The sequence below is a fragment of the Streptomyces sp. GESEQ-35 genome, assembly GCF_017948485.1.
Lineage (GTDB): Bacteria > Actinomycetota > Actinomycetes > Streptomycetales > Streptomycetaceae > Streptomyces.
In genome coordinates this window covers 88,099-105,423 of sequence record NZ_JAFFSX010000007.1, presented here as the reverse complement: position 1 = coordinate 105,423, position 17,325 = coordinate 88,099, and the positions used below count along the sequence as shown (strand labels likewise).

The window sequence follows — 17,325 nt, the reverse complement described above, 5'->3', positions numbered from 1 at the left end:
GCGCGGGTAACCCGAGGAGAGGACCCACCCCCATGGCCGCGGAACCCGTGATCGTCGAAGCCGTACGCACCCCCATCGGCAAGCGCGGCGGCGCGCTCGCCAACCTCCACCCCGCCTATCTCCTGGGCGAGACGTACCGTGAACTCCTCGGCCGCACCGGCATCCCCGCCGACTGCGTCGAGCAGATCGTCGGCGGCACGGTGACCCACGCCGGCGAACAGTCCATGAACCCCGCCCGCACCGCGTGGCTGACGATGGGGCTGCCGTACGAGACGGCCGCCACGACCGTCGACTGCCAGTGCGGCTCCTCGCAGCAGGCCTCCCACATGGTGGCCAACATGATCGCCGCCGGCGTCATCGACGTCGGCATCAGCTGCGGCATCGAGGCGATGTCGCGCGTGCCGCTGGGCTCGGGGTCCAAGCACGGGCCCGGGAAGCCGTTCCCCGACGAGTCGAACGTCGACCTGCCCAACCAGTTCGAGGCCGCCGAGCGGATCGCGCGGCATCGCGGTCTGACCCGCGAGAACGTCGACTCCCTCGGGCTCATCTCCCAGGAGCGGGCCGCGAACGCCTGGGCCGAGGAGCGGTTCAAGAAGGAGACGTTCGCCGTCCAGGTACCCACGACCGAGGACGAGCAGCGGGCCGGGCAGGGCATGTGGCGGCTCGTGGACAAGGACGAAGGGCTGCGCGACACGTCCATGGAAGCGCTGGCCCGCCTGAAGCCGGTCATGCCGACGGCCATCCATACGGCGGGCAACTCGTCGCAGATCTCCGACGGTTCGGCCGCCATCATGTGGGCGTCCAAGCGGATGGCACGGGCGCTGAAGCTACGGCCCCGGGCCCGGATCGTCGCTCAGGCGCTCGTCGGCGCCGACCCGCACTTCCACCTCGACGGCCCGATCGACGCCACGCGCACCGTGCTGGGCAAGGCGGGCATGTCGCTCAAGGACATCGACATCGTCGAGATCAACGAGGCCTTCGCCTCAGTGGTGTTGAGCTGGGCCCAGGTCTTCGAACAGGACCTGTCGAAGGTCAACGTCAACGGCGGTGCGATCGCGCTCGGGCACCCGGTGGGCGCCACCGGGGCCCGGCTGATCACCAGCGCACTGCATGAACTGGAGCGCGCGGACAAGGAGTTCGCGCTGGTGACGATGTGCGCGGGTGGCGGGCTCGCCACCGGCACGATCATTCAGCGGCTGTAGCCGTCGTCGTCCAGTCGACGAAGGTGGAGAAGGCGGCGGGCCGGAAGGTGAGCACCGGGCCCGTCGTCTTCTTCGAGTCTCGTACGGCGATGGTGGCGGGCATCTCGGCGATCTCGACGCAATCGCCGCCCTGGTCGCCGCTGTAGCTGGACTTACGCCACTGGATCTCCGCCGGAATCGCGTTGCTCGCCATAGCGTTCCTCCATTACCCGCCGGATCAGCTCCGCCGAGTCCCTGAGGGAGAGCGCGGCGGCTTGAAGATGATCGTAACGGAGCGAGCAGTCTTTCACGGTGTCCGGGTTGGCGCTGGGGTGCCCGCTGCCGTAGCCCTCGGTGTAGACGATGGTCGGGTCACCGGGGAAGCGGTAGACGTTGAACGAGCCTTGCAGCCCCGCATGCGCCCCCGCCGAGAACGGCAACACCTGCACATTGATCCGCGGATTGCTCTCGAAGCCCAACAGATGCACGAGTTGCTCCCGCATGACCTCCCGGCCGCCGATCTCCTGGTACAGCGCGGCCTCACTCAGGATCATCCAGAAGACCGGCGGCTCCTCCTTCTCGAAGATGCGCTGGCGGGCGAGCCGTACGGCGGTGCGGTCGTCGAGGTTGGTCTCGTCGAGCACACCGAGGACGGCACGGACGTAGGCCTTGGTCTGGAGGAGGCCGTGCACCATGTGGGTCTGGAAGGTGCAGATCTCCGTCGCCCGCGCTTCCAGCTCCGCCGTCTGCCTGAACCACGCCGGAAGTTGACTCCGCAGCACCAGGTCGACCAGCCGGTACAGCAACCCGCCCGTCTCCAGCGCCGCATCGGCCCGCTGGCTGAACTCCGGCGTCGGCAGCTTCCGTGCCGTCTCGATCTGGCCGACCAGTGAGCCGGTGTAGTTGAGGATGTCCCCGAGCTGGCGTTGCGTCAGCCCGGCCGCCTCCCGGTGGCGGCGCAGCTCGAAGCCGTAGTAGTCGAGCGGCGACGCTCCCGGATCAAGGACGTTGATGTGCGTCACTAACAGCCCCCACTCCAGAACCAGTTGTATCCGTTCGGTAGCCCAGAGTAGTTGCGCCAGGCCAGCCTTGCAGTGTGAACGAACACATTCCCCCCGCCCTGCCGCCCACCCTGCTGGGCGCCCGCCCCGCCCGGTACGCCATGCGCCTCACCGTCGGCGAACACTCGGCGCGGCACATCCGCCGTATCGTCCGCTCGCTGCTGCGCGAGTGGGAGCTGGCGGAACTGACCGACGCCGCCGAACTGGCCGTGACCGAGCTGGTCGCCAATGTCGTACGGCATGTTCCGGACCGGCGGTGTGGCGTGCTGGTGCTGCGGCTGGCGGCGGGGGTGCGGGTGGAGGTGTCGGACGGGTCACCCCAACTTCCCCACGCCCGCGGTGCGTTGTGCCTGGAGGCGGAGGACGGGCGGGGGCTGGCGCTGCTGGACGCGGTGGTCGACAAGTGGGGGGTGGACCGGAGGGGGGAGGCCGGCAAGACCGTGTGGTTCGAGTGCGGGTGACGAGGAGCCCGTCGTCACCCGATCTCCTTCAACTCCCTTGACAGAAACTCGTTCTCAATGAGCTCGAAATGATCGAGTTCTGTGATGTTGAGGGAGACATCCGTCGCGTGCGAATGATATCGCCGCACCGCATTCTTCATCCCCGGGAGGTGCTTCCCGTAATCGGCGGAGAGAACGATATTCACCACATCAGCGATTTCGGCAACACGGGCGACACGGGCACCAAACTGATCGTATCCAACCGGCTCCCAGTAACGGATCATGTCGTTGGCGAGCCGATGCACCTGGCCGAAATCCTTCGACGAAATCTTGATGACATAGCTGCACAGCGAACGCAGCACTTCACGATCCTGCGCCAGACCGACCAGCTCTTTCAGCGCGGGCGTGGGATCACGGCGGTCGGCGGATGCGAAAAGGCGGGAGATCGTCATGGTCGACTGATTCACGTTGGGGTCCAGCAGAAGAACACCGGAGACCGGCGGGCGCCTGCGGCCGGGCTCGGCCGTCCACAACTCCGCGAGCTGGAGCACCAGATCGGCCCCCAGGGAGAACCCGACCAGGTCGATCCGCTTGTCCGGATTCTTACGGCTGACCTGTTCCACGAGGTCAGCCACCATCTCGACATGCCGACTCGCGGGCACCGGAGGCAGCGGATCCGGGTGCCCCGGGGCATAGCCGGCCAGGCTGACGGCGATGCCATGGGTGTCGTGGGTCTCCAGGTACTCCTGATAATCCCGCTCGTCCAGTCCCAGCCCATGAAAGAACATACTGATCCCATGAGAATCGGCCACTCGCTCCAAATAGGTCAACTGACCGAAACGCTTGTGCGCCAAGTGGCCGGAGGACGAAACGCTAGCCATGGAATCAGTCACTCTCTTCATGGGTAGATGATGGACCCCGTTGCCGGAGACCCAAGACCATAGTCCAATACCCGGCCCACATGGGCAGGAATCCAGCTTTTTCTTGACCCGGGCCATACCCCCACGCCTCGCACCCTGGACGCGGGTAAAAAGGATCTGGCGTAATGATGGCTGTACGACTTGACCAGCCATCGACCGGGGGCGTGCTTCTTGGAAAGTGCGTTGAGTGCGTTGAGTGAGTCGGACGCGAAACGAATGATCTTCGAGCATTCGCTGTCGCGAAACCGGGTGGGGCGGATAGGAGTGGAGCTTGAATGGTTTCTTCAGCCGGTCGACGACCCGGCACGCCGACCCCGTCCCGAGGAACTTGCAGAGGTCGATCGCGTGGCCGGGCGGACCCTCCCGGACGGAGGCCAGGTCTCCTGGGAGCCCGGCGGGCAGCTGGAGTTGAGCGGTCTGCCGTACCCGTCGCTTCAGGGCTGCGTCGATTCCGTGGCCGCCGATCTCGCGGTCCTTCGAGGGCGGGCGCGGGAGACCGGGATGCGGCTGGTGGGAGCCGGGCTGGACCATCGGCCTCCTCGTTTCAGCGTCCCGCTGCCGCGCTACCAGGCGCTGAAGCGCTACTACGCTCACCTCGGAAGCGCCGGTGACACTCTGCTGTGCAACACCGCTTCCGTGCAGGTGAACGTGGATGCCGGGGACGGCTCCGCCGGGTGGCGGGGGCGGTCCCGGCGGTGGCTGATCGCCAACTCGCTCGGTCCGCTGCTGATGGCGATGTTCGCCAACTCCCCCGTGCTGGAGGCACACGGCCCCCGCGAGCCGGCCGCGCTCTCGGGGCGGCAGCTGCTGCGTTTCCATGCCGACCGGTTCCGTAGCGGACCGCTGCCGTCGGGCAGTGATCCGCGCAGCGTATGGACCCGGTACGCCCTGGACGCACAAGTCGTGGCCATACAGCGGACGGACTCCGACCCGGCCGACGACCGTGCGGCCGTCTGGGAGCCGGCGCCCGCCGGACTGTCCCTCAGACGGTGGCTGCGCGGAACCGGCCCACGGGCGGTAGGGGTCGACGATGTCTTCCATCACCTGAAGTCACTGGTTCCGCCGGTTCGTGCCTGCGGCCATCTGGAACTGCGCATGCTCGACGCCCAGAGGGGCGACGACTGGGTGGTGCCCGTCGCGGTGGTGGCCGCGCTCATGGACGACGAGGCCACGTCCGACGCGGTCGCCTCGCTCATCGGCCCCTTCGCCTCGGCGCCCACACGTCAGGACTGGATCGACGCCGCACGACACGGTCTGACCGACCCCCATCTGCGTGCCCTCGCACGGACGGTCATCCGGCTGGCCCTGGGAGGGTTATGGCGACTGGGCGTGGCCCCGGAGGTGTTCGGCGCGGTGGAGCGCTTCGCCGCGGACTACACGTTGCGCGGGCTCTCCCCCGCGCAGCTGCGGCTGCCGAACCGCATGGCGGTTGCGTGACCTCCCGTCCTCCGTCTGCGAAGGAGTGCAGGCCCGTGCTCTCAACGCGCAAGCAGTCGCTGCTCACGGCCCTGGCCGAGATGCGGCAGCACCAGCAGGGCAACCACGGCTGGTCCCTGTTCCACGAGTGCCTGAGCGAGGTGGCCCGGTCCGAAGCCTCCGCCGGGCTCGACCAGTTGCTGTCCGCGATGTGGCAACGGCGCCCGCACATCAGCGACGCCCACGCCATCACCCTGCTCGGCATCGCCGTCCGACAACTGGCGCTCCAGGACAGGGGGTTGGCGGACGTCTTCCGTGCGGAGCTGTCCGCCTCCCGTCGGGTGCCCGCCCTCGCGCGTGCCCTGTCGGAACAGGCCCTCGATGTCCTGCGCCTGATGGACAGCCATTCGAACTCGTACACCGGAGCACGTCGGTTCCTGCTGCCGCAACTCGTCATCGGAGCCTTCGCCGCGTTCCGGAACATCCGGCGGGTCCGTCTCCTCGACCTCGGAACCAGCGTCGGGCTGCTGCCCCGCCAGCTGAACAACAAGGTGGTCTACGACCGTTTCGCGGGAGATCTGCGCTGGCACCCCGCGCCGTTGCCGTTCCGGATCATCCCGCTGGAGTTCGTCGGCGGTGTCGACCGTCCGCCGCTGCCGACGCTCGACTGGGTGCGCACCTGCCACGGCCCCTCGGACTACTACGAGCAGCGCTTCGAGGAAGTGCAGTGGTCGCTGGGCCAGGCGGAGACGGCGGGCACGCGGATGGCGCTGCGGCCGCTCGACATCCTCGACTTCCCTGCCCTTGCCGCATTCCTGCGCGCCCATCACATCAACGTAGTGACGTGCAGCTTCGTGCTCTATCAGTACGACGACGACACCAGGAACCGGATCGTCGAGACGGTGATGGGGGCGCTGGGAACCCCGGGCATGCTGCTGAGCATGGAGCCCAGCCATGCGCTGGCGCGAATGGGCTGTGTCGTACACGCCTATCAGGACGGCAGCACACGGCCGTTGCATGTCGCCGATGTGTCCGACGGCCACTTCATGGGAACGGTGACCGTACGCAATGGCTTGACGGAGCTTGTGGGGCAGGGTGGGGGGCAATGATCCACAGCTCGCAGTTGGTCGAAAGGGCGGCCGGATTCGCCGCCCGGCACAAAGCGTCCGTGACGCTGGTGGGTGCCGTCCTGGGAACCGCCATCGGTATCTACAGCGACGAGGCACGGTCCGTGATCGGCTGGACGTGGAGTCATGTGGTGGCCGGCGGAACCCTGGTGATCCTGGCCGTGGCAGCCGTCTTCTCGGTCGCCTGGTGGGCCCGCGGACTCGCCGAACGCCGCCGCGAGTTACGCCGCGAAGTGGTGCGGCATTCCTTTGACATCCACGCGGACGACTTCGAGGAGGACCTTCCCTCGGACAATGCCGTGATAGGCCGACAGCTCTGGTACCTGGAGCGTCGTACGGAATCCTCCGATCTCATCATCCTGTTGCACGGACTCGGCCTCGACGCGGACGATTTCCGTCCGTTCATGAACGTCGCCCGGCAGCACACCGCCGCCATCACCCTGTTCGGGCACAACGTCGAGGAGGCGAGGGATCATCGCTATCGCCCGATCGGCATCGCCGCCCACACGGACCTCATCAGCGGAGCGATCAACAATCTCCAGCGGCAGTACCCGTACAAGCGGATCACCCTCGTGGGCTTCTCGGTCGGCTGCGACATGCTGTTCCGCCTGGCCGAGTTGTGGCGGGATCACCCGGAGCGGCAGCCCAAGCTCAAGTCGGTGCTGCTGCTCGACCCGAACATCAACCACTCCACGATGGTCATCTCGGGGAAAATAGCCCACCTCAACCCGGAACAGCCGCTGGCCGAGCTGAAGCGCATCACGCAGATTCCGGAAGCACTCATCGAGTTCCAGAACGTCTGCGAATACCTCCACAAGATCAGCGGAAAGAATCTGGCACAGGTCCAGCGCCACGCGGCGGATTTATGGAGCTACTGGGAGCCGGACGGCCGTTATGACCTCTTCTTCCAGCGCATCGACCGCGTCAGGTCCGTCAGCGACAGAACCCGCGTGTTCTTCTCCATTCATTTCGAGCAGAGGTTCAACGACGTCGTCGCGCTGGCCCGTCAGCGGGGCATCCGGCAGGTCTTCGACCTGCGCAGGGTGGACCACTTCGAGTTCTGCCAGGATGCCTTCCTCAAGCACGAGGTGGGAGTCCTGGTCCGGGGCCGGTGATGCCGCCGGAAGGCGCCAACTCCCGCTCCGCGCCGACCGCCACCGCAGTCACCGTCCGGGCCCGCGGCCCCTGGAACGCATAAGCCAGCCCGAACCCGGCCCCCACGACCATCGCCCCGCCCACCGCATCGAGAATCCAGTGGTTCCCGGTCACGACGATCGCCGTGAGCGTGAAGAACGGATGCAGCAGCCCCAGCGCCTTCATCCACCATCTCGGCGCGATGATCGCGATGACGAGGCCGCACCACAGGGACCACCCAAAGTGCAGGGACGGCATCGCGGCGTACTGGTTCGTCAGGGCGGTCAGGGTGCCGTAGTCCGGCTTCGTGAAGTCCTGGACGCCGTGGACCGTGTCGATGATGCCGAAGCCCGGCATCAGGCGCGGGGGTGCCAGCGGGTAGAGCCAGAAGCCGACCAGCGCCAGCAGCGTCGTCAGGCCCAGGGACGCACGCGCCCAGCGGTAGTCGACCGGGCGGCGCACATACAGCACGGCCAGCACGCTCAGCGGGACCACGAAGTGGAAGGACGTGTAGTAGAAGTCGAAGAAGCCCCGCAGCCAGTCGACCTTGACCACGGCGTGGTTCGCCCAGTGCTCGACGTCCATGTGCAGGAACCGTTCGAGCGACAGGATCTGGTCACCGTGGTGCTCGGCCGTCGCCCGGCCCTCCGCGTCCGCGTTGCTGCTGCCGGTCGCCGCGAGGCGGACCTTCTGGTACGCGGCGTAGGTGACGCGGATGAGCAGGAGCTCCAGGAGGAGGTTCGGGCGGGTGAGGACCCGGCGCAGGAACGGGAGCAGGGGAATGTGCCTGAAGCGGGCCGGGACCGGTGGGGCGTATTCCGTCGGGATGGGTGAGCGGTAGTACGGGGACGTCCTGGACAGGAACGGGATGACGGTGGCGGCGGCCACGGCGGCCAGCAGGACGACGTTGTCACGGAGCGTGTACACCGCCGACATGTTCGGCAGCACCATCTTCGCGGGCAGCGTCATCACGATGACGACGGCCACCGGCCAGACGTAGCGGTCGGAGGCCCGCTTGCCGACCCGGCCGACGACCGCGAGCAGCACCCACAGCAACTGGTGCTGCCAGGTCGTCGGCGAGACCGCGATCGCCGCGCAGCCCGTGACCGCGACCGCGAGCAGCAGCTGGCCGTCCTGGGCGTAGCGCACGGCGCGACGCAGGCCGAGGACGGCGACGGTCGCGCCGAGCGCCAGGAACAGGCCGATCTCCAGCGGACCGGAGAGCCCCAGCCGCAGCAGCGCGCCGTGCAGGGACTGGTTGGCGAGGTCGTCGGCCGCGCCACCGAGGCCGGTGCCCGCCATGTGGTGGACCCAGTAGGTGTACGAGTCGTGCGGCATCGCCAGCCAGGCGAGCACCGTGCACGCGGCGAACGTGATCCCCGTGGACAGGGCGGCCCGGCGCCGGCCGGTGAACCACAGCAGCGGGGCGAAGAGCAGCACGGTCGGCTGGAGGGCCGCGGCGACGCCGATCAGGACGCCGCTGGCGCGCTCGCCGCGGACGGCGAAGCAGCCGGCCAGGACGAGCAGGACGGGGATGATGCCGGTCTGGCCGGACCAGAAGGCGTTGCGCACCGGCAGCGACAGCATCAGCAGGCTGATCGCGACGGGCGCGGCCAGGATGGAGGCCCGCCAGGTCACGGGCTTGGGCAGGGCGCCGGCCACGACCAGGCCGAGCGCGACGACCAGCAGCAGGGTGCCGAAGGTCCAGCCCCAGCCGAGCGCCTGTTCGGCCGAACGGGTGAGGGGCTTGAGCACCAGCCCGCCGAAGGGCGTGCCGGTGAACTGCGTCGAGTCGTACAGCGAGCCCTTCACATGGAGGACGCCGTCGGGGCCGACCCAGGTCTCGAGATCCGTCAGCCGCTCTCCGCGCGGGGTGCCGAGGACAACGGCCACCTGCCGTACGGCGAGGATCGCGGCGACCAGCCACAGTCCCAGGCGGGCCGCGCGCAGGCGTGCCCTGGCCGTGCCGATGGACGTCGCTCCGAACGCACCCGCCGGTCGCCCGCTGTGTTCCGCATTCGCCACGCCTCGTCGGCCTCCCGCCCCGTTCGCCCCACGCGTCACCACGCGTGAGATCACTATGCGAACCCTATGAGGCTCGCACCACCCCCGGAGTAGGACGCAGGCCATCCCGTCTTCACCTGACGTCCGCTCTCCTTTTGTCCGGAAGACGATAGTGCGGGGGTGGGTAGGTTGCCTCCGCAGGGCGCGAGAAGGATCACAACTCGATCCGGTCAAGGCGCTTGCGCGATGGACATACGTCCCTGCATATGCCCCGTTTAACTGCATCGCGCATCGACCCGGGCACGGTACGTAAGCGGCTGACCTGCACCTATGGTCGATTTTCGGCCCGCCGTCACCGTCGCCGCGCGGGCCGCGTCCATGTCCCCGTCGAAAGCAGGCGAGCGAAGCGTTGGCGACCGCCGCAGTAGCGATTCCCCCGTCCCCCGCAACCACCCCTGACGTCACCGTCACCGACCCGGCCCTGATCCGGCGTGCTGTGAAGGCCGCCGCGCTGGGCAACGCCATGGAGTGGTTCGACTTCGGTGTCTACAGCTACATCGCGGTGACGCTGGGCAAGGTCTTCTTCCCGTCGGGCAACCCGACGGCCCAGCTGCTCTCCACGTTCGGCGCGTTCGCCGCGGCGTTCCTGGTCCGTCCGCTGGGCGGCATGGTCTTCGGGCCGCTCGGCGACCGGATCGGCCGTCAGAAGGTCCTCGCCGTCACCATGATCATGATGGCGGCGGGCACGTTCGCGATCGGTCTGATCCCTTCGTATGCGGTGATCGGCGTCGGCGCCCCGGTCCTGCTGCTGGCCGCCCGGCTGGTGCAGGGCTTCTCCACCGGCGGCGAGTACGCGGGCGCGTCCACCTTCATCGCCGAGTACGCGCCCGACAAGCGGCGCGGGTTCCTCGGCAGCTGGCTGGAGTTCGGCACGCTGGCGGGCTACATCGGCGGTGCGGGCCTGGTCACGCTGATGACCGCGCTGCTCTCGCAGGACGACCTGCTCTCCTGGGGCTGGCGCATCCCGTTCCTGATCGCGGGCCCGATGGGCATCATCGGTCTGTATCTGCGGATGCGGCTGGAGGAGACCCCGGCGTTCGCGGCCGAGCTGGAGAAGGCGGAGACCAACCGCCCGAAGGTGCCGCTGCGCGACATGATCACCGGTCAGTGGCGTGCCCTGCTGCTGTGCATGGCCCTGGTGCTGGTCTTCAACGTCACCGACTACATGCTTCTGTCGTACATGCCGAGCTACCTCACGAGCGAGCTGAAGTACGACGAGACGCACAGTCTGCTCGTCGTGCTGGTCGTGATGGCGCTGATGATGATCGCGCAGCCCTTCGCGGGCGCCCTGACCGACCGCATCGGCCGCCGCCCGCTCATCGCCGCGGGCTGCGCGGGCTTCCTCCTGCTGTCCGTCCCGGCCCTGCTCCTGATCCGCCAGGGCAGCCTGGCCGCGGTGGGCCTGGGCATGGCGGCACTGGGCCTTCTCCTGGTCTGCTTCACGGCCGCGATGCCGTCCGCGCTGCCCGCCCTGTTCCCGACCCGCGTCCGCTACGGCTCCCTCTCGATCGGCTTCAACGTCTCCGTGTCCCTCTTCGGCGGCACCACGCCGCTGGTGGTGACGGCCCTGATCGGAGCGACGGGGAACATGATGATGCCCGCGTACTACATGATGGCGGCGGCCGTCATCGGCGGTTTCGCGGTCTGGAGGATGACGGAGTCGGCGGGCAGGCCGCTGCCCGGCTCGCCGCCGTCGGTGGAGGGTTAGATCTTTTACCGCGGGCCGGTGGGGGCTGGTCGCGCCCACGCGGCGGAGCCGCATATCGGCACAGCCCCGCGCCCCTTACGGGGCGCTGCTCTTCGGCTGTCACGTACGGTTCGGCAGCGCCCGAAGGGGCGCGGGGAACTGCGCGACCAGCCACGGCGGACCCGCAGACGACTACAGCTGGATCTCCACCTCCGGAACCAGCCCCTCTGCCGTACCGTCTGATCCCTGCCGGGACAGAGGAGGGCCACAGGGAATGGCGGTTCATCCACGAGGAGGGGCGAAAGCGCGCGTCCTCACCGTCGTACTCGCCCTGCTCGCCGTCCAGTTGGGCTCCCTGCTCGCCCCGGCGTACGCCTGCGGCTGTGGGGCGGTGATCCCCGGTGCCCAACAGAATGTCGCCGTCGACCGCGAGGTCTCCGTCGTCCGCTGGGACGGCCGGCAAGAGCAGATCGTGATGCGGCTGACCGTCGCCGGTGACGCCGAGCGTGCCGCTTGGATCATGCCCGTTCCGGCCCGCGCGACCGTCCGCCTCGGCGACCCGGCCCTCTTCGACGAACTGGACCGCACCACGGCCCCCGTGCACCGCGACCGCTACCACTTCTGGCCCGAGGACGGCGACTGGCCCCTCGTCTCCGGCAACGGAGCCGGCGGCCCCCCGCCACCGGGCGCCGGGCCGGGCGCTCCGGGCGTCGGCGTGGTCGGCCGTCAGCGCCTCGGCCCGTTCGACGTGGCCCGGCTGACCGCCCGCGATCCGGACGCGCTCGGCAACTGGCTGGGCGCCAACGGCTTCACCCTCCCCGCCCGCCTGGAGAGCGAACTGCGCCCGTACGTCGACCGCCGCTGGGAGTACGTCGCGGTCCGCCTCACCCCCGAGACCGCCGGCATCCCGCTCGGCGGCGTCCTGGACCCCCTCCACCTCACCTTCGCCGCCGACGAGCCCGTCTACCCGATGCGCCTGTCCCGGCAGGCGGCGACCTCGCAGTCACTGGGCCTGTACGTCCTCGCCGCCCACCGCATGGAACCGGAGTCCTCGATCGGCGGCGCACGCCCCCGCGTCGTCTACGCCGGCCGTGTCAGCGCGCGGAGCGGTCCGCTCGCCGAGCTCGCCGCGGGCACTCCGTTCCTGACGGCCATCGGCCAGGAGTTCCCGCGGCCCGCCGCCATCTCCGGCGACCACGTCCTGCGCCGGGCACCGGCCGACACCCCCTTCCAGCAGGTCATCTACGAGGACCACCTCCGTACGGCCGTCGGCATCCCGGCCTGGCTGCTGACCGTCGTCGGCGGTCTGGCCGCGGCCGTCACGGCGGCGACGGTGATCTTCGTACGACGGTCCAGGCAGCGGTCCCTGCCACTGCCACCGGACGCGCCCCCGCTGCCGCCCCACGCGCCTGGGCCGATCGACTGAAACCGGCCAACAGGCCACGCTGACAGGGAACCCACAGGCGAGTACCTTCGTTAGTGCAACTAGTTAGCGGTTCTAACTAGCCATACGAAAGGCACAGGCGCATGAGCGAGTCGCAGCTCTGGGACGACGTCGACTTCTACTTCGCCGCCCATCTCTCACCGGACGACGACGACTTGCAGGCGGCCCTGCGGGACAGCGAGGCCGCCGGACTCCCGCACATCAGTGTCACAGCGTCCGAGGGCAAGCTGCTCCAGCTCCTCGCCCAGATCCAGGGCGCCCGCAACATCCTGGAGATCGGCACCCTGGGCGGCTACAGCACCATCTGGATGGCGCGTGCGCTCCCCTCCGACGGCCGCTTGGTCTCACTGGAGTACAGCCCCAAGCACGCCGAGGTCGCCACCCGCAACATCGCCCGCGCGAGCCTCGACAAGGTCGTCGAGGTGCGGGTCGGCCCGGCGCTGGAGTCGCTTCCCCAGCTCGCCGACGAGAACCCGGCCCCCTTCGACCTGGTCTTCATCGACGCCGACAAGGTCAACAACCCGGACTACGTGGAGTGGGCGCTCAAGCTCACCCGCGCGGGCAGCCTGATCATCATCGACAACGTCGTCCGCGGCGGGCGCGTCGCCGACCCCGACGACACCTCGCCGGACGTCCGGGGCACCCGCTCCGCCATCGAACTCATCGGCACCCACCCGAGGCTGAGCGGCACCGCGGTCCAGACGGTCGGCAGCAAGGGATACGACGGTTTCGCGCTCGCCCGCGTGCTCGCGTAGGGCCTGTCCGGCGTCAGACCTCGTGATAGAAGCCGACGTTGACGCTGCGGGGGGCGGTGCGGTCCACGATGACTATCTCGCCGCTGCCGCCTCTCGGCAGCGGCACCGTCCCGCCGTAGGCCAGCGGCTGCGCGTGCTCGCCGACCGTCAGCCGCACCTCGGAGGACGGATCGGGCTGCGAGCCGCGCAGCCAGGTCACCTGCCAGGTGCCGTCGGGGCCGCACAGGAACTCCAGATGGACCCGGGAGACGAACAGCCATTCGTCGGGCGTCGACAGCCGGCACACCGACTTGTCCCGGCCCACCCGCAGCACGGCGCCCGGGTCACTGGGCGCGTCGGCCATGAGCATGCCGGCCGTGGCGCCCGCGTCCGCCGCGGAGACGGCGGCCATGGTGAGTTCGAGCACGTGCGCTCCTTCTGAAAGTGTCCCTACGTAGCCGCCGCATGATAAATCGCCCGGCCTCACCGCGTCCGGCACAATGGACTCATGACCGAGCGAAAGCCACCGGGTGTGCCGTTCGAGTCCTGGGTCGACAAGCAGATCCGCGACGCCGAGAGGCGCGGCGAGTTCGACCGACTGCCGGGTGCGGGGAAGCCGTTCCCGCCGGGCGCCGACACGGCGTACGACGAACTGTGGTGGATCAAGCGGAAGATGGCCCGCGAGGGATGGTCGGTGCTGCCGCCGTCACTCGCGCTGCGCAAGGAGGCGGAGGACGCCCTGGCGGCCGCTCTGGTCGCGCCGTCGGAGCGGATCGTCCGGAAGATCATCACGGACGTCAACGTCAGGCTCCGCGACATGATGTTCAAGCCGCCGCCAGGACCTCCGCTCGGAATGAAGCCGTACGACGTCGAGGACGTCGTACGGCAGTGGCGGGAGCGCCGGGCAGCGGACGCGGCGGACGGTTCAGACGCGTAGCAGCCGATCCGCCAGCTCGCGGTAGTCCCGCAGGGCCAGGCGGAGTTGCTCGGTGTCGGGCGCGGAGGTCTCTGTGGACGCTTCGGCGGACGGCGTGGACGCTTCGGTGGACTGCCAGGACCTGCGCAGAGTACGTCGGCGCTGGGTCAGGGCGTCGGAGATGCGCCCGGTGATCTCCTCGACCACCTTGTCGACCTCCTCGACGGACGTGCGGGGCGCGTCGATGAATCCGGAGACCGCGTGCTGAAGGCGTTCCTCGAGCTTGTCGCGCTCGTCGTGCGGGAGGAGCGGGGGTGTCGCTTCCGGCATGTTCTCAACTCCTTTGCAGCTGCTTGGTGTCGGCCAGGTCCGCGAAGAGCGCCCGGGCCTCGATCAGCGCCTCGCGCATCTCCTCCGTGTTGGCGCGGCCGTCCCCGTCGGCGGCCCCGCGCGCGTGCGCGAGGCGATGAACGCGCCGGTAGCCGTGCACATGGTCCGCGTGGTGCACGGACAGCGCGGCGAGCTGCTCTTCGTAGTGCTCGCCGTCCGGGAATCCTCGGGAGCCGGCCAGCTCCGCGAGCAGCCCGTCCGCCTCGGTGAGCGCCTCGCGCGGAGAGTCGACGAAGCGCTCCTGCGCGGCGGTCCAACGGGCCGCGTACTGCTCACGCGCGGCCGGTTCCAAGGGCTGTTCCTTCAGCCCGCCATGCCGCTCGACCCGCTCGGCCAACTCGCGTTCAGCAGCCTGCGCGTCGCCGTCGTGCCGGGCCACGGTCCGCTCGTACTCGGGCCCGAAGCGCTTCTTCAGATCCCTGCCACCACCGAACGAAATCCGGCCGCGCAGGGTCAGGAGGACGGCCGCGCCAATAACTACGGCCGCCACAATCACGATCAGAACGATGATCACGCCTGTGGACATGAAGGCCGGGTAGCCCGCAACCCGCCTCTCAAACGGCAACCGGATGAGTGGACGAGCCCGAAGGGGCGCGGGGAACTGCGCGATCAGCCACAGACAACCCGCAGCCGCCGACGCGCCGAAACCACCCCCCACAAACCGCTCAACCGTCCCGCGTCGCAGACGGCCGCTCCCGTTCCGAGCCGCACAGCTCTTCGTTGAGTTCCCTGACCAGCTGGGTCAGGTCGGTGGGCCGGTCCGGGCTCCACCAGTCGCCGAGGAGTTCGCTGAGGGACTCCTCACGGGCCTGCGACAGCCGTTCGGCGACCTCGCGTCCGCGCTCGGTCAGCACGAGGTCGATGCCCTCGCGGACGCCGAGCCCGCGCCCCTCGACCTGACGGGCGGCTTCGAGGATGACGGTGAGCGGTATGGAGCTGCGCTCGGCGAGGACGCCGGGTTCGGCCCAGCCGTACTTCTTGATGCGCAGCAGGAGCCAACTGGCGGCGGGCAGCAGGTCGTACCCCGCCCGTTCGGTGATCGTGCGGTAGATGTCGCGGCGGCCCTCGCGGGTGCCGAGCACCGACAGCGCACGGCACACCTCGTCGTACGAGGACCGCTGGACCGGATTGCTGGCGAGCGTCTGCGTCACGTCGGGCGCCGTCACCGAGCCGCGCAGCTTGTCCTCCTTGAGGAACCAGGCCAGGACGAAGCCGAGGAGGGCGACGGGAGCGGCGTACAGGAAGACGTCCGTGATGGACGATGCGTATGCGTCGAGCGCCGGTGGGCGTAGTGCCGCGGGCAGTTCCGCGATGGAGCGCGAGTCGGACTCCAGGGCGTCCACCGAGACGCCGGGCGGGAGTTGGGTGCCCTGGAAGGCGTCCGTGAGCTTGTCGCCGAGGCGGCCCGCGAAGATCGTGCCGAAGATGGCGACGCCGAACGACGCCCCGATGGACCGGAAGAAGGTCGCGCCGGACGTGGCGACGCCCAGATCCTCGTACGGCACCGCGTTCTGCACGATGAGCACCAGCACCTGCATGACCAGGCCGAGACCGAGACCGAAGACGAAGAAGTAGGCGCTCATCTCGGCGGTGGAACTGTGCTCGTCGAGCTGGTGGAGGAAGAGCAGGCCGAGCGCGGTGACGCCGGTGCCGGCGACGGGGAAGACCTTCCAGCGTCCGGTGCGGCTGACGATCTGCCCGGAGGCGGTCGAGGCCAGCAGCATGCCGAAGACCATCGGCAGCATGTGCACCCCGGACATGGTCGGACTGACGCCCTGTACGACCTGGAGGAAGGTCGGCAGATAGGTCATCGCGCCGAACATCGCGAAGCCGACGATGAAGCTGATGACGGCGGAGAGGGTGAACGTGCGGACCCGGAAGAGCTTGAGCGGCAGGACCGGTTCGGCCGCCTTCCGCTCCGCGGTCACGAAGGCGACGGCGAGTACGACGCCCAGGACCGCCAGCCCGACGATCTGCGGCGAGCCCCAACTCCACGTCGTACCACCGAGCGAGGCCACCAGCACCAGGGAGGTGGCGACGGACGCGATGAGGAAGGTGCCGAGGTAGTCGATGACATGCTTCTCGGTCCGCCGCGGGATGTGCAGGGCGGCCGCGATGACGGCGAGGGCGACGACGCCGATCGGCAGATTGACGTAGAACACCCAGCGCCAGCTCAGATGCTCGGTGAACAGGCCGCCCAACAGCGGCCCGAGCACGCTGGTCGCGCCGAAGACCGCTCCGAACAGCCCTTGATAGCGCCCGCGTTCGCGCGGTGGCACGAGATCGCCGACGATCGCCATCGACAGCACGATCAACCCGCCGCCACCGAGACCCTGGAGAGCGCGGAACGCGATCAGCTCGGACATGCTTTGCGCCATTCCGCACAACGCCGATCCGATCAGAAAGATCACGATCGCGATCTGGAACAGCCGCTTCCGTCCGTACTGGTCACCGAGCTTGCCCCACAACGGAGTCGCGGCCGTCGACGCCAGCAAGTACGCGGTGACCACCCACGACAGGTGGTCCATGCCGCCGAGGTCGCTGACGATCGTGGGCAGCGCGGTCGACACGATGGTCTGGTCGAGGGCGGCGAGCAGCATCCCGAGGAGCAGGGCGCCGATCGGGACGAGGACGCTCCCGGAGACGTTCTCGCGCGCGGCGACCCCCTTCTTCGGGGGCCGCTCCGGGGGCTGTCCGTCTCGCACATTCCCCGTCCTACCGTGCCTATCCCCGGCCATGAAGACCTCCCGAGGCTCTTGTTACTCCTCCATCCTGGCCGGTGTGACCGGTTATGGCCTGTTCAATCCAGTT

Annotated in this window: 17 protein-coding genes; 9 read left to right on the top strand and 8 right to left on the bottom strand. The window is 68.8% G+C overall.

Annotation, left to right across the window (positions count from 1 at the left end):
• Window positions 1-32 precede the first annotated feature (32 nt).
• Window positions 33-1,202 (top strand): steroid 3-ketoacyl-CoA thiolase, encoded by a 1,170-nt coding sequence (locus KCH87_RS16045; RefSeq protein WP_210586762.1) that lies wholly within the window; start codon window positions 33-35, stop codon window positions 1,200-1,202.
• Here KCH87_RS16045 and KCH87_RS16040 read toward each other — a convergent pair.
• Complete coding sequence (locus KCH87_RS16040) at window positions 1,186-1,395, bottom strand: DUF397 domain-containing protein (RefSeq protein ID WP_210586761.1); 210 nt, start codon at window positions 1,393-1,395, stop codon at window positions 1,186-1,188. The two genes, KCH87_RS16045 and KCH87_RS16040, sit on opposite strands and share 17 nt — an antisense overlap.
• Window positions 1,355-2,203, bottom strand: a complete 849-nt coding sequence (locus KCH87_RS16035; protein WP_210586760.1) for a helix-turn-helix transcriptional regulator — start codon at window positions 2,201-2,203, stop codon at window positions 1,355-1,357. The genes KCH87_RS16040 and KCH87_RS16035 overlap by 41 nt, the downstream gene beginning before the upstream one ends.
• 74 nt (window positions 2,204-2,277) lie before the next feature.
• Between KCH87_RS16035 and KCH87_RS16030 the strand changes: the two genes are divergently transcribed.
• Window positions 2,278-2,703: an ATP-binding protein gene (locus KCH87_RS16030; RefSeq protein WP_374199002.1), complete on the top strand. Its 426-nt coding sequence runs from the start codon at window positions 2,278-2,280 to the stop codon at window positions 2,701-2,703.
• 14 nt (window positions 2,704-2,717) lie between these two features.
• Here KCH87_RS16030 and KCH87_RS16025 read toward each other — a convergent pair whose 3' ends face one another.
• Entirely contained in the window at window positions 2,718-3,584 is an 867-nt protein-coding gene (locus KCH87_RS16025; protein WP_210586759.1) for an alpha/beta fold hydrolase, read from the bottom strand.
• Window positions 3,585-3,818: 234 nt separating this feature from the next.
• Between KCH87_RS16025 and KCH87_RS16020 the strand changes: the two genes are divergently transcribed.
• The 3 genes from KCH87_RS16020 to KCH87_RS16010 are packed head-to-tail and all read left to right on the top strand — an operon-like array spanning window position 3,819 to window position 7,260.
• The gene (locus KCH87_RS16020; RefSeq protein WP_247196299.1) at window positions 3,819-5,039 is read left to right on the top strand and encodes a glutamate-cysteine ligase family protein; all 1,221 of its coding nucleotides are present in this window, start codon (window positions 3,819-3,821) and stop codon (window positions 5,037-5,039) included.
• Between the two features lie 35 nt (window positions 5,040-5,074).
• The gene (locus tag KCH87_RS16015) at window positions 5,075-6,127 is read left to right on the top strand and encodes a hypothetical protein (RefSeq protein WP_210586757.1); all 1,053 of its coding nucleotides are present in this window, start codon (window positions 5,075-5,077) and stop codon (window positions 6,125-6,127) included.
• Window positions 6,124-7,260: a hypothetical protein gene (locus KCH87_RS16010; RefSeq protein ID WP_210586756.1), complete on the top strand. Its 1,137-nt coding sequence runs from the start codon at window positions 6,124-6,126 to the stop codon at window positions 7,258-7,260. Before KCH87_RS16015 ends, KCH87_RS16010 begins: the two co-directional genes overlap by 4 nt.
• Here the strand turns inward: KCH87_RS16010 and KCH87_RS16005 are convergent.
• On the bottom strand, window positions 7,223-9,304 hold the full coding sequence (locus KCH87_RS16005) for a bifunctional glycosyltransferase 87/phosphatase PAP2 family protein (protein WP_210586755.1): 2,082 nt from the start codon (window positions 9,302-9,304) through the stop codon (window positions 7,223-7,225). The two genes, KCH87_RS16010 and KCH87_RS16005, sit on opposite strands and share 38 nt — an antisense overlap.
• Before the next feature lie 388 nt (window positions 9,305-9,692).
• On the opposite strand from KCH87_RS16005, the gene proP reads away from it, so the two are divergent.
• The 3 genes from proP (at window position 9,693) to KCH87_RS15990 (ending at window position 13,229) form a co-directional block, all read left to right on the top strand.
• Window positions 9,693-11,051, top strand: a complete 1,359-nt coding sequence (gene proP / locus KCH87_RS16000; RefSeq protein WP_210586754.1) for a glycine betaine/L-proline transporter ProP — start codon at window positions 9,693-9,695, stop codon at window positions 11,049-11,051.
• Window positions 11,052-11,304: 253 nt separating this feature from the next.
• Window positions 11,305-12,456, top strand: a complete 1,152-nt coding sequence (locus KCH87_RS15995; protein ID WP_210586753.1) for a DUF2330 domain-containing protein — start codon at window positions 11,305-11,307, stop codon at window positions 12,454-12,456.
• Between the two features lie 101 nt (window positions 12,457-12,557).
• A complete protein-coding gene (locus tag KCH87_RS15990) occupies window positions 12,558-13,229 on the top strand; it encodes an O-methyltransferase (protein WP_210586752.1) in 672 nt (223 codons plus the stop codon).
• 13 nt (window positions 13,230-13,242) lie between these two features.
• Here KCH87_RS15990 and KCH87_RS15985 read toward each other — a convergent pair whose 3' ends face one another.
• A complete protein-coding gene (locus KCH87_RS15985) occupies window positions 13,243-13,635 on the bottom strand; it encodes an FHA domain-containing protein (protein WP_210586751.1) in 393 nt (130 codons plus the stop codon).
• Window positions 13,636-13,716: 81 nt separating this feature from the next.
• On the opposite strand from KCH87_RS15985, the gene KCH87_RS15980 reads away from it, so the two are divergent.
• Complete coding sequence (locus KCH87_RS15980) at window positions 13,717-14,145, top strand: DUF1992 domain-containing protein (RefSeq protein WP_210586750.1); 429 nt, start codon at window positions 13,717-13,719, stop codon at window positions 14,143-14,145.
• On the opposite strand, the gene KCH87_RS15975 is transcribed toward KCH87_RS15980, so the two are convergent.
• The 3 genes from KCH87_RS15975 to KCH87_RS15965 form a co-directional block, all read right to left on the bottom strand.
• Window positions 14,134-14,454 (bottom strand): hypothetical protein, encoded by a 321-nt coding sequence (locus KCH87_RS15975; RefSeq protein WP_210586749.1) that lies wholly within the window; start codon window positions 14,452-14,454, stop codon window positions 14,134-14,136. The genes KCH87_RS15980 and KCH87_RS15975 overlap by 12 nt on opposite strands.
• Window positions 14,455-14,458: 4 nt before the next feature.
• The gene (locus KCH87_RS15970) at window positions 14,459-15,040 is read right to left on the bottom strand and encodes a hypothetical protein (protein WP_247196298.1); all 582 of its coding nucleotides are present in this window, start codon (window positions 15,038-15,040) and stop codon (window positions 14,459-14,461) included.
• Between the two features lie 139 nt (window positions 15,041-15,179).
• Window positions 15,180-17,252, bottom strand: a complete 2,073-nt coding sequence (locus tag KCH87_RS15965; RefSeq protein ID WP_210586748.1) for an MFS transporter — start codon at window positions 17,250-17,252, stop codon at window positions 15,180-15,182.
• Window positions 17,253-17,325: the final 73 nt, after the last annotated feature.

Bases quoted from the DNA above. Each gene is read 5' to 3' on its own strand.
- KCH87_RS16045 (WP_210586762.1), top strand. From the start codon at position 33: ATGGCCGCGGAACCCGTGATCGTCGAAGCCGTACGCACCCCCATCGGC.
- KCH87_RS16040 (WP_210586761.1), bottom strand. From the start codon at position 1,395: ATGGCGAGCAACGCGATTCCGGCGGAGATCCAGTGGCGTAAGTCCAGC.
- KCH87_RS16025 (WP_210586759.1), bottom strand. From the start codon at position 3,584: ATGAAGAGAGTGACTGATTCCATGGCTAGCGTTTCGTCCTCCGGCCAC.
- KCH87_RS16020 (WP_247196299.1), top strand. From the start codon at position 3,819: ATGATCTTCGAGCATTCGCTGTCGCGAAACCGGGTGGGGCGGATAGGA.
- KCH87_RS16010 (WP_210586756.1), top strand. From the start codon at position 6,124: ATGATCCACAGCTCGCAGTTGGTCGAAAGGGCGGCCGGATTCGCCGCC.
- KCH87_RS15995 (WP_210586753.1), top strand. From the start codon at position 11,305: ATGGCGGTTCATCCACGAGGAGGGGCGAAAGCGCGCGTCCTCACCGTC.
- KCH87_RS15990 (WP_210586752.1), top strand. From the start codon at position 12,558: ATGAGCGAGTCGCAGCTCTGGGACGACGTCGACTTCTACTTCGCCGCC.
- KCH87_RS15980 (WP_210586750.1), top strand. From the start codon at position 13,717: ATGACCGAGCGAAAGCCACCGGGTGTGCCGTTCGAGTCCTGGGTCGAC.
- KCH87_RS15975 (WP_210586749.1), bottom strand. From the start codon at position 14,454: ATGCCGGAAGCGACACCCCCGCTCCTCCCGCACGACGAGCGCGACAAG.
- KCH87_RS15970 (WP_247196298.1), bottom strand. From the start codon at position 15,040: ATGTCCACAGGCGTGATCATCGTTCTGATCGTGATTGTGGCGGCCGTA.
- KCH87_RS15965 (WP_210586748.1), bottom strand. From the start codon at position 17,252: ATGGCCGGGGATAGGCACGGTAGGACGGGGAATGTGCGAGACGGACAG.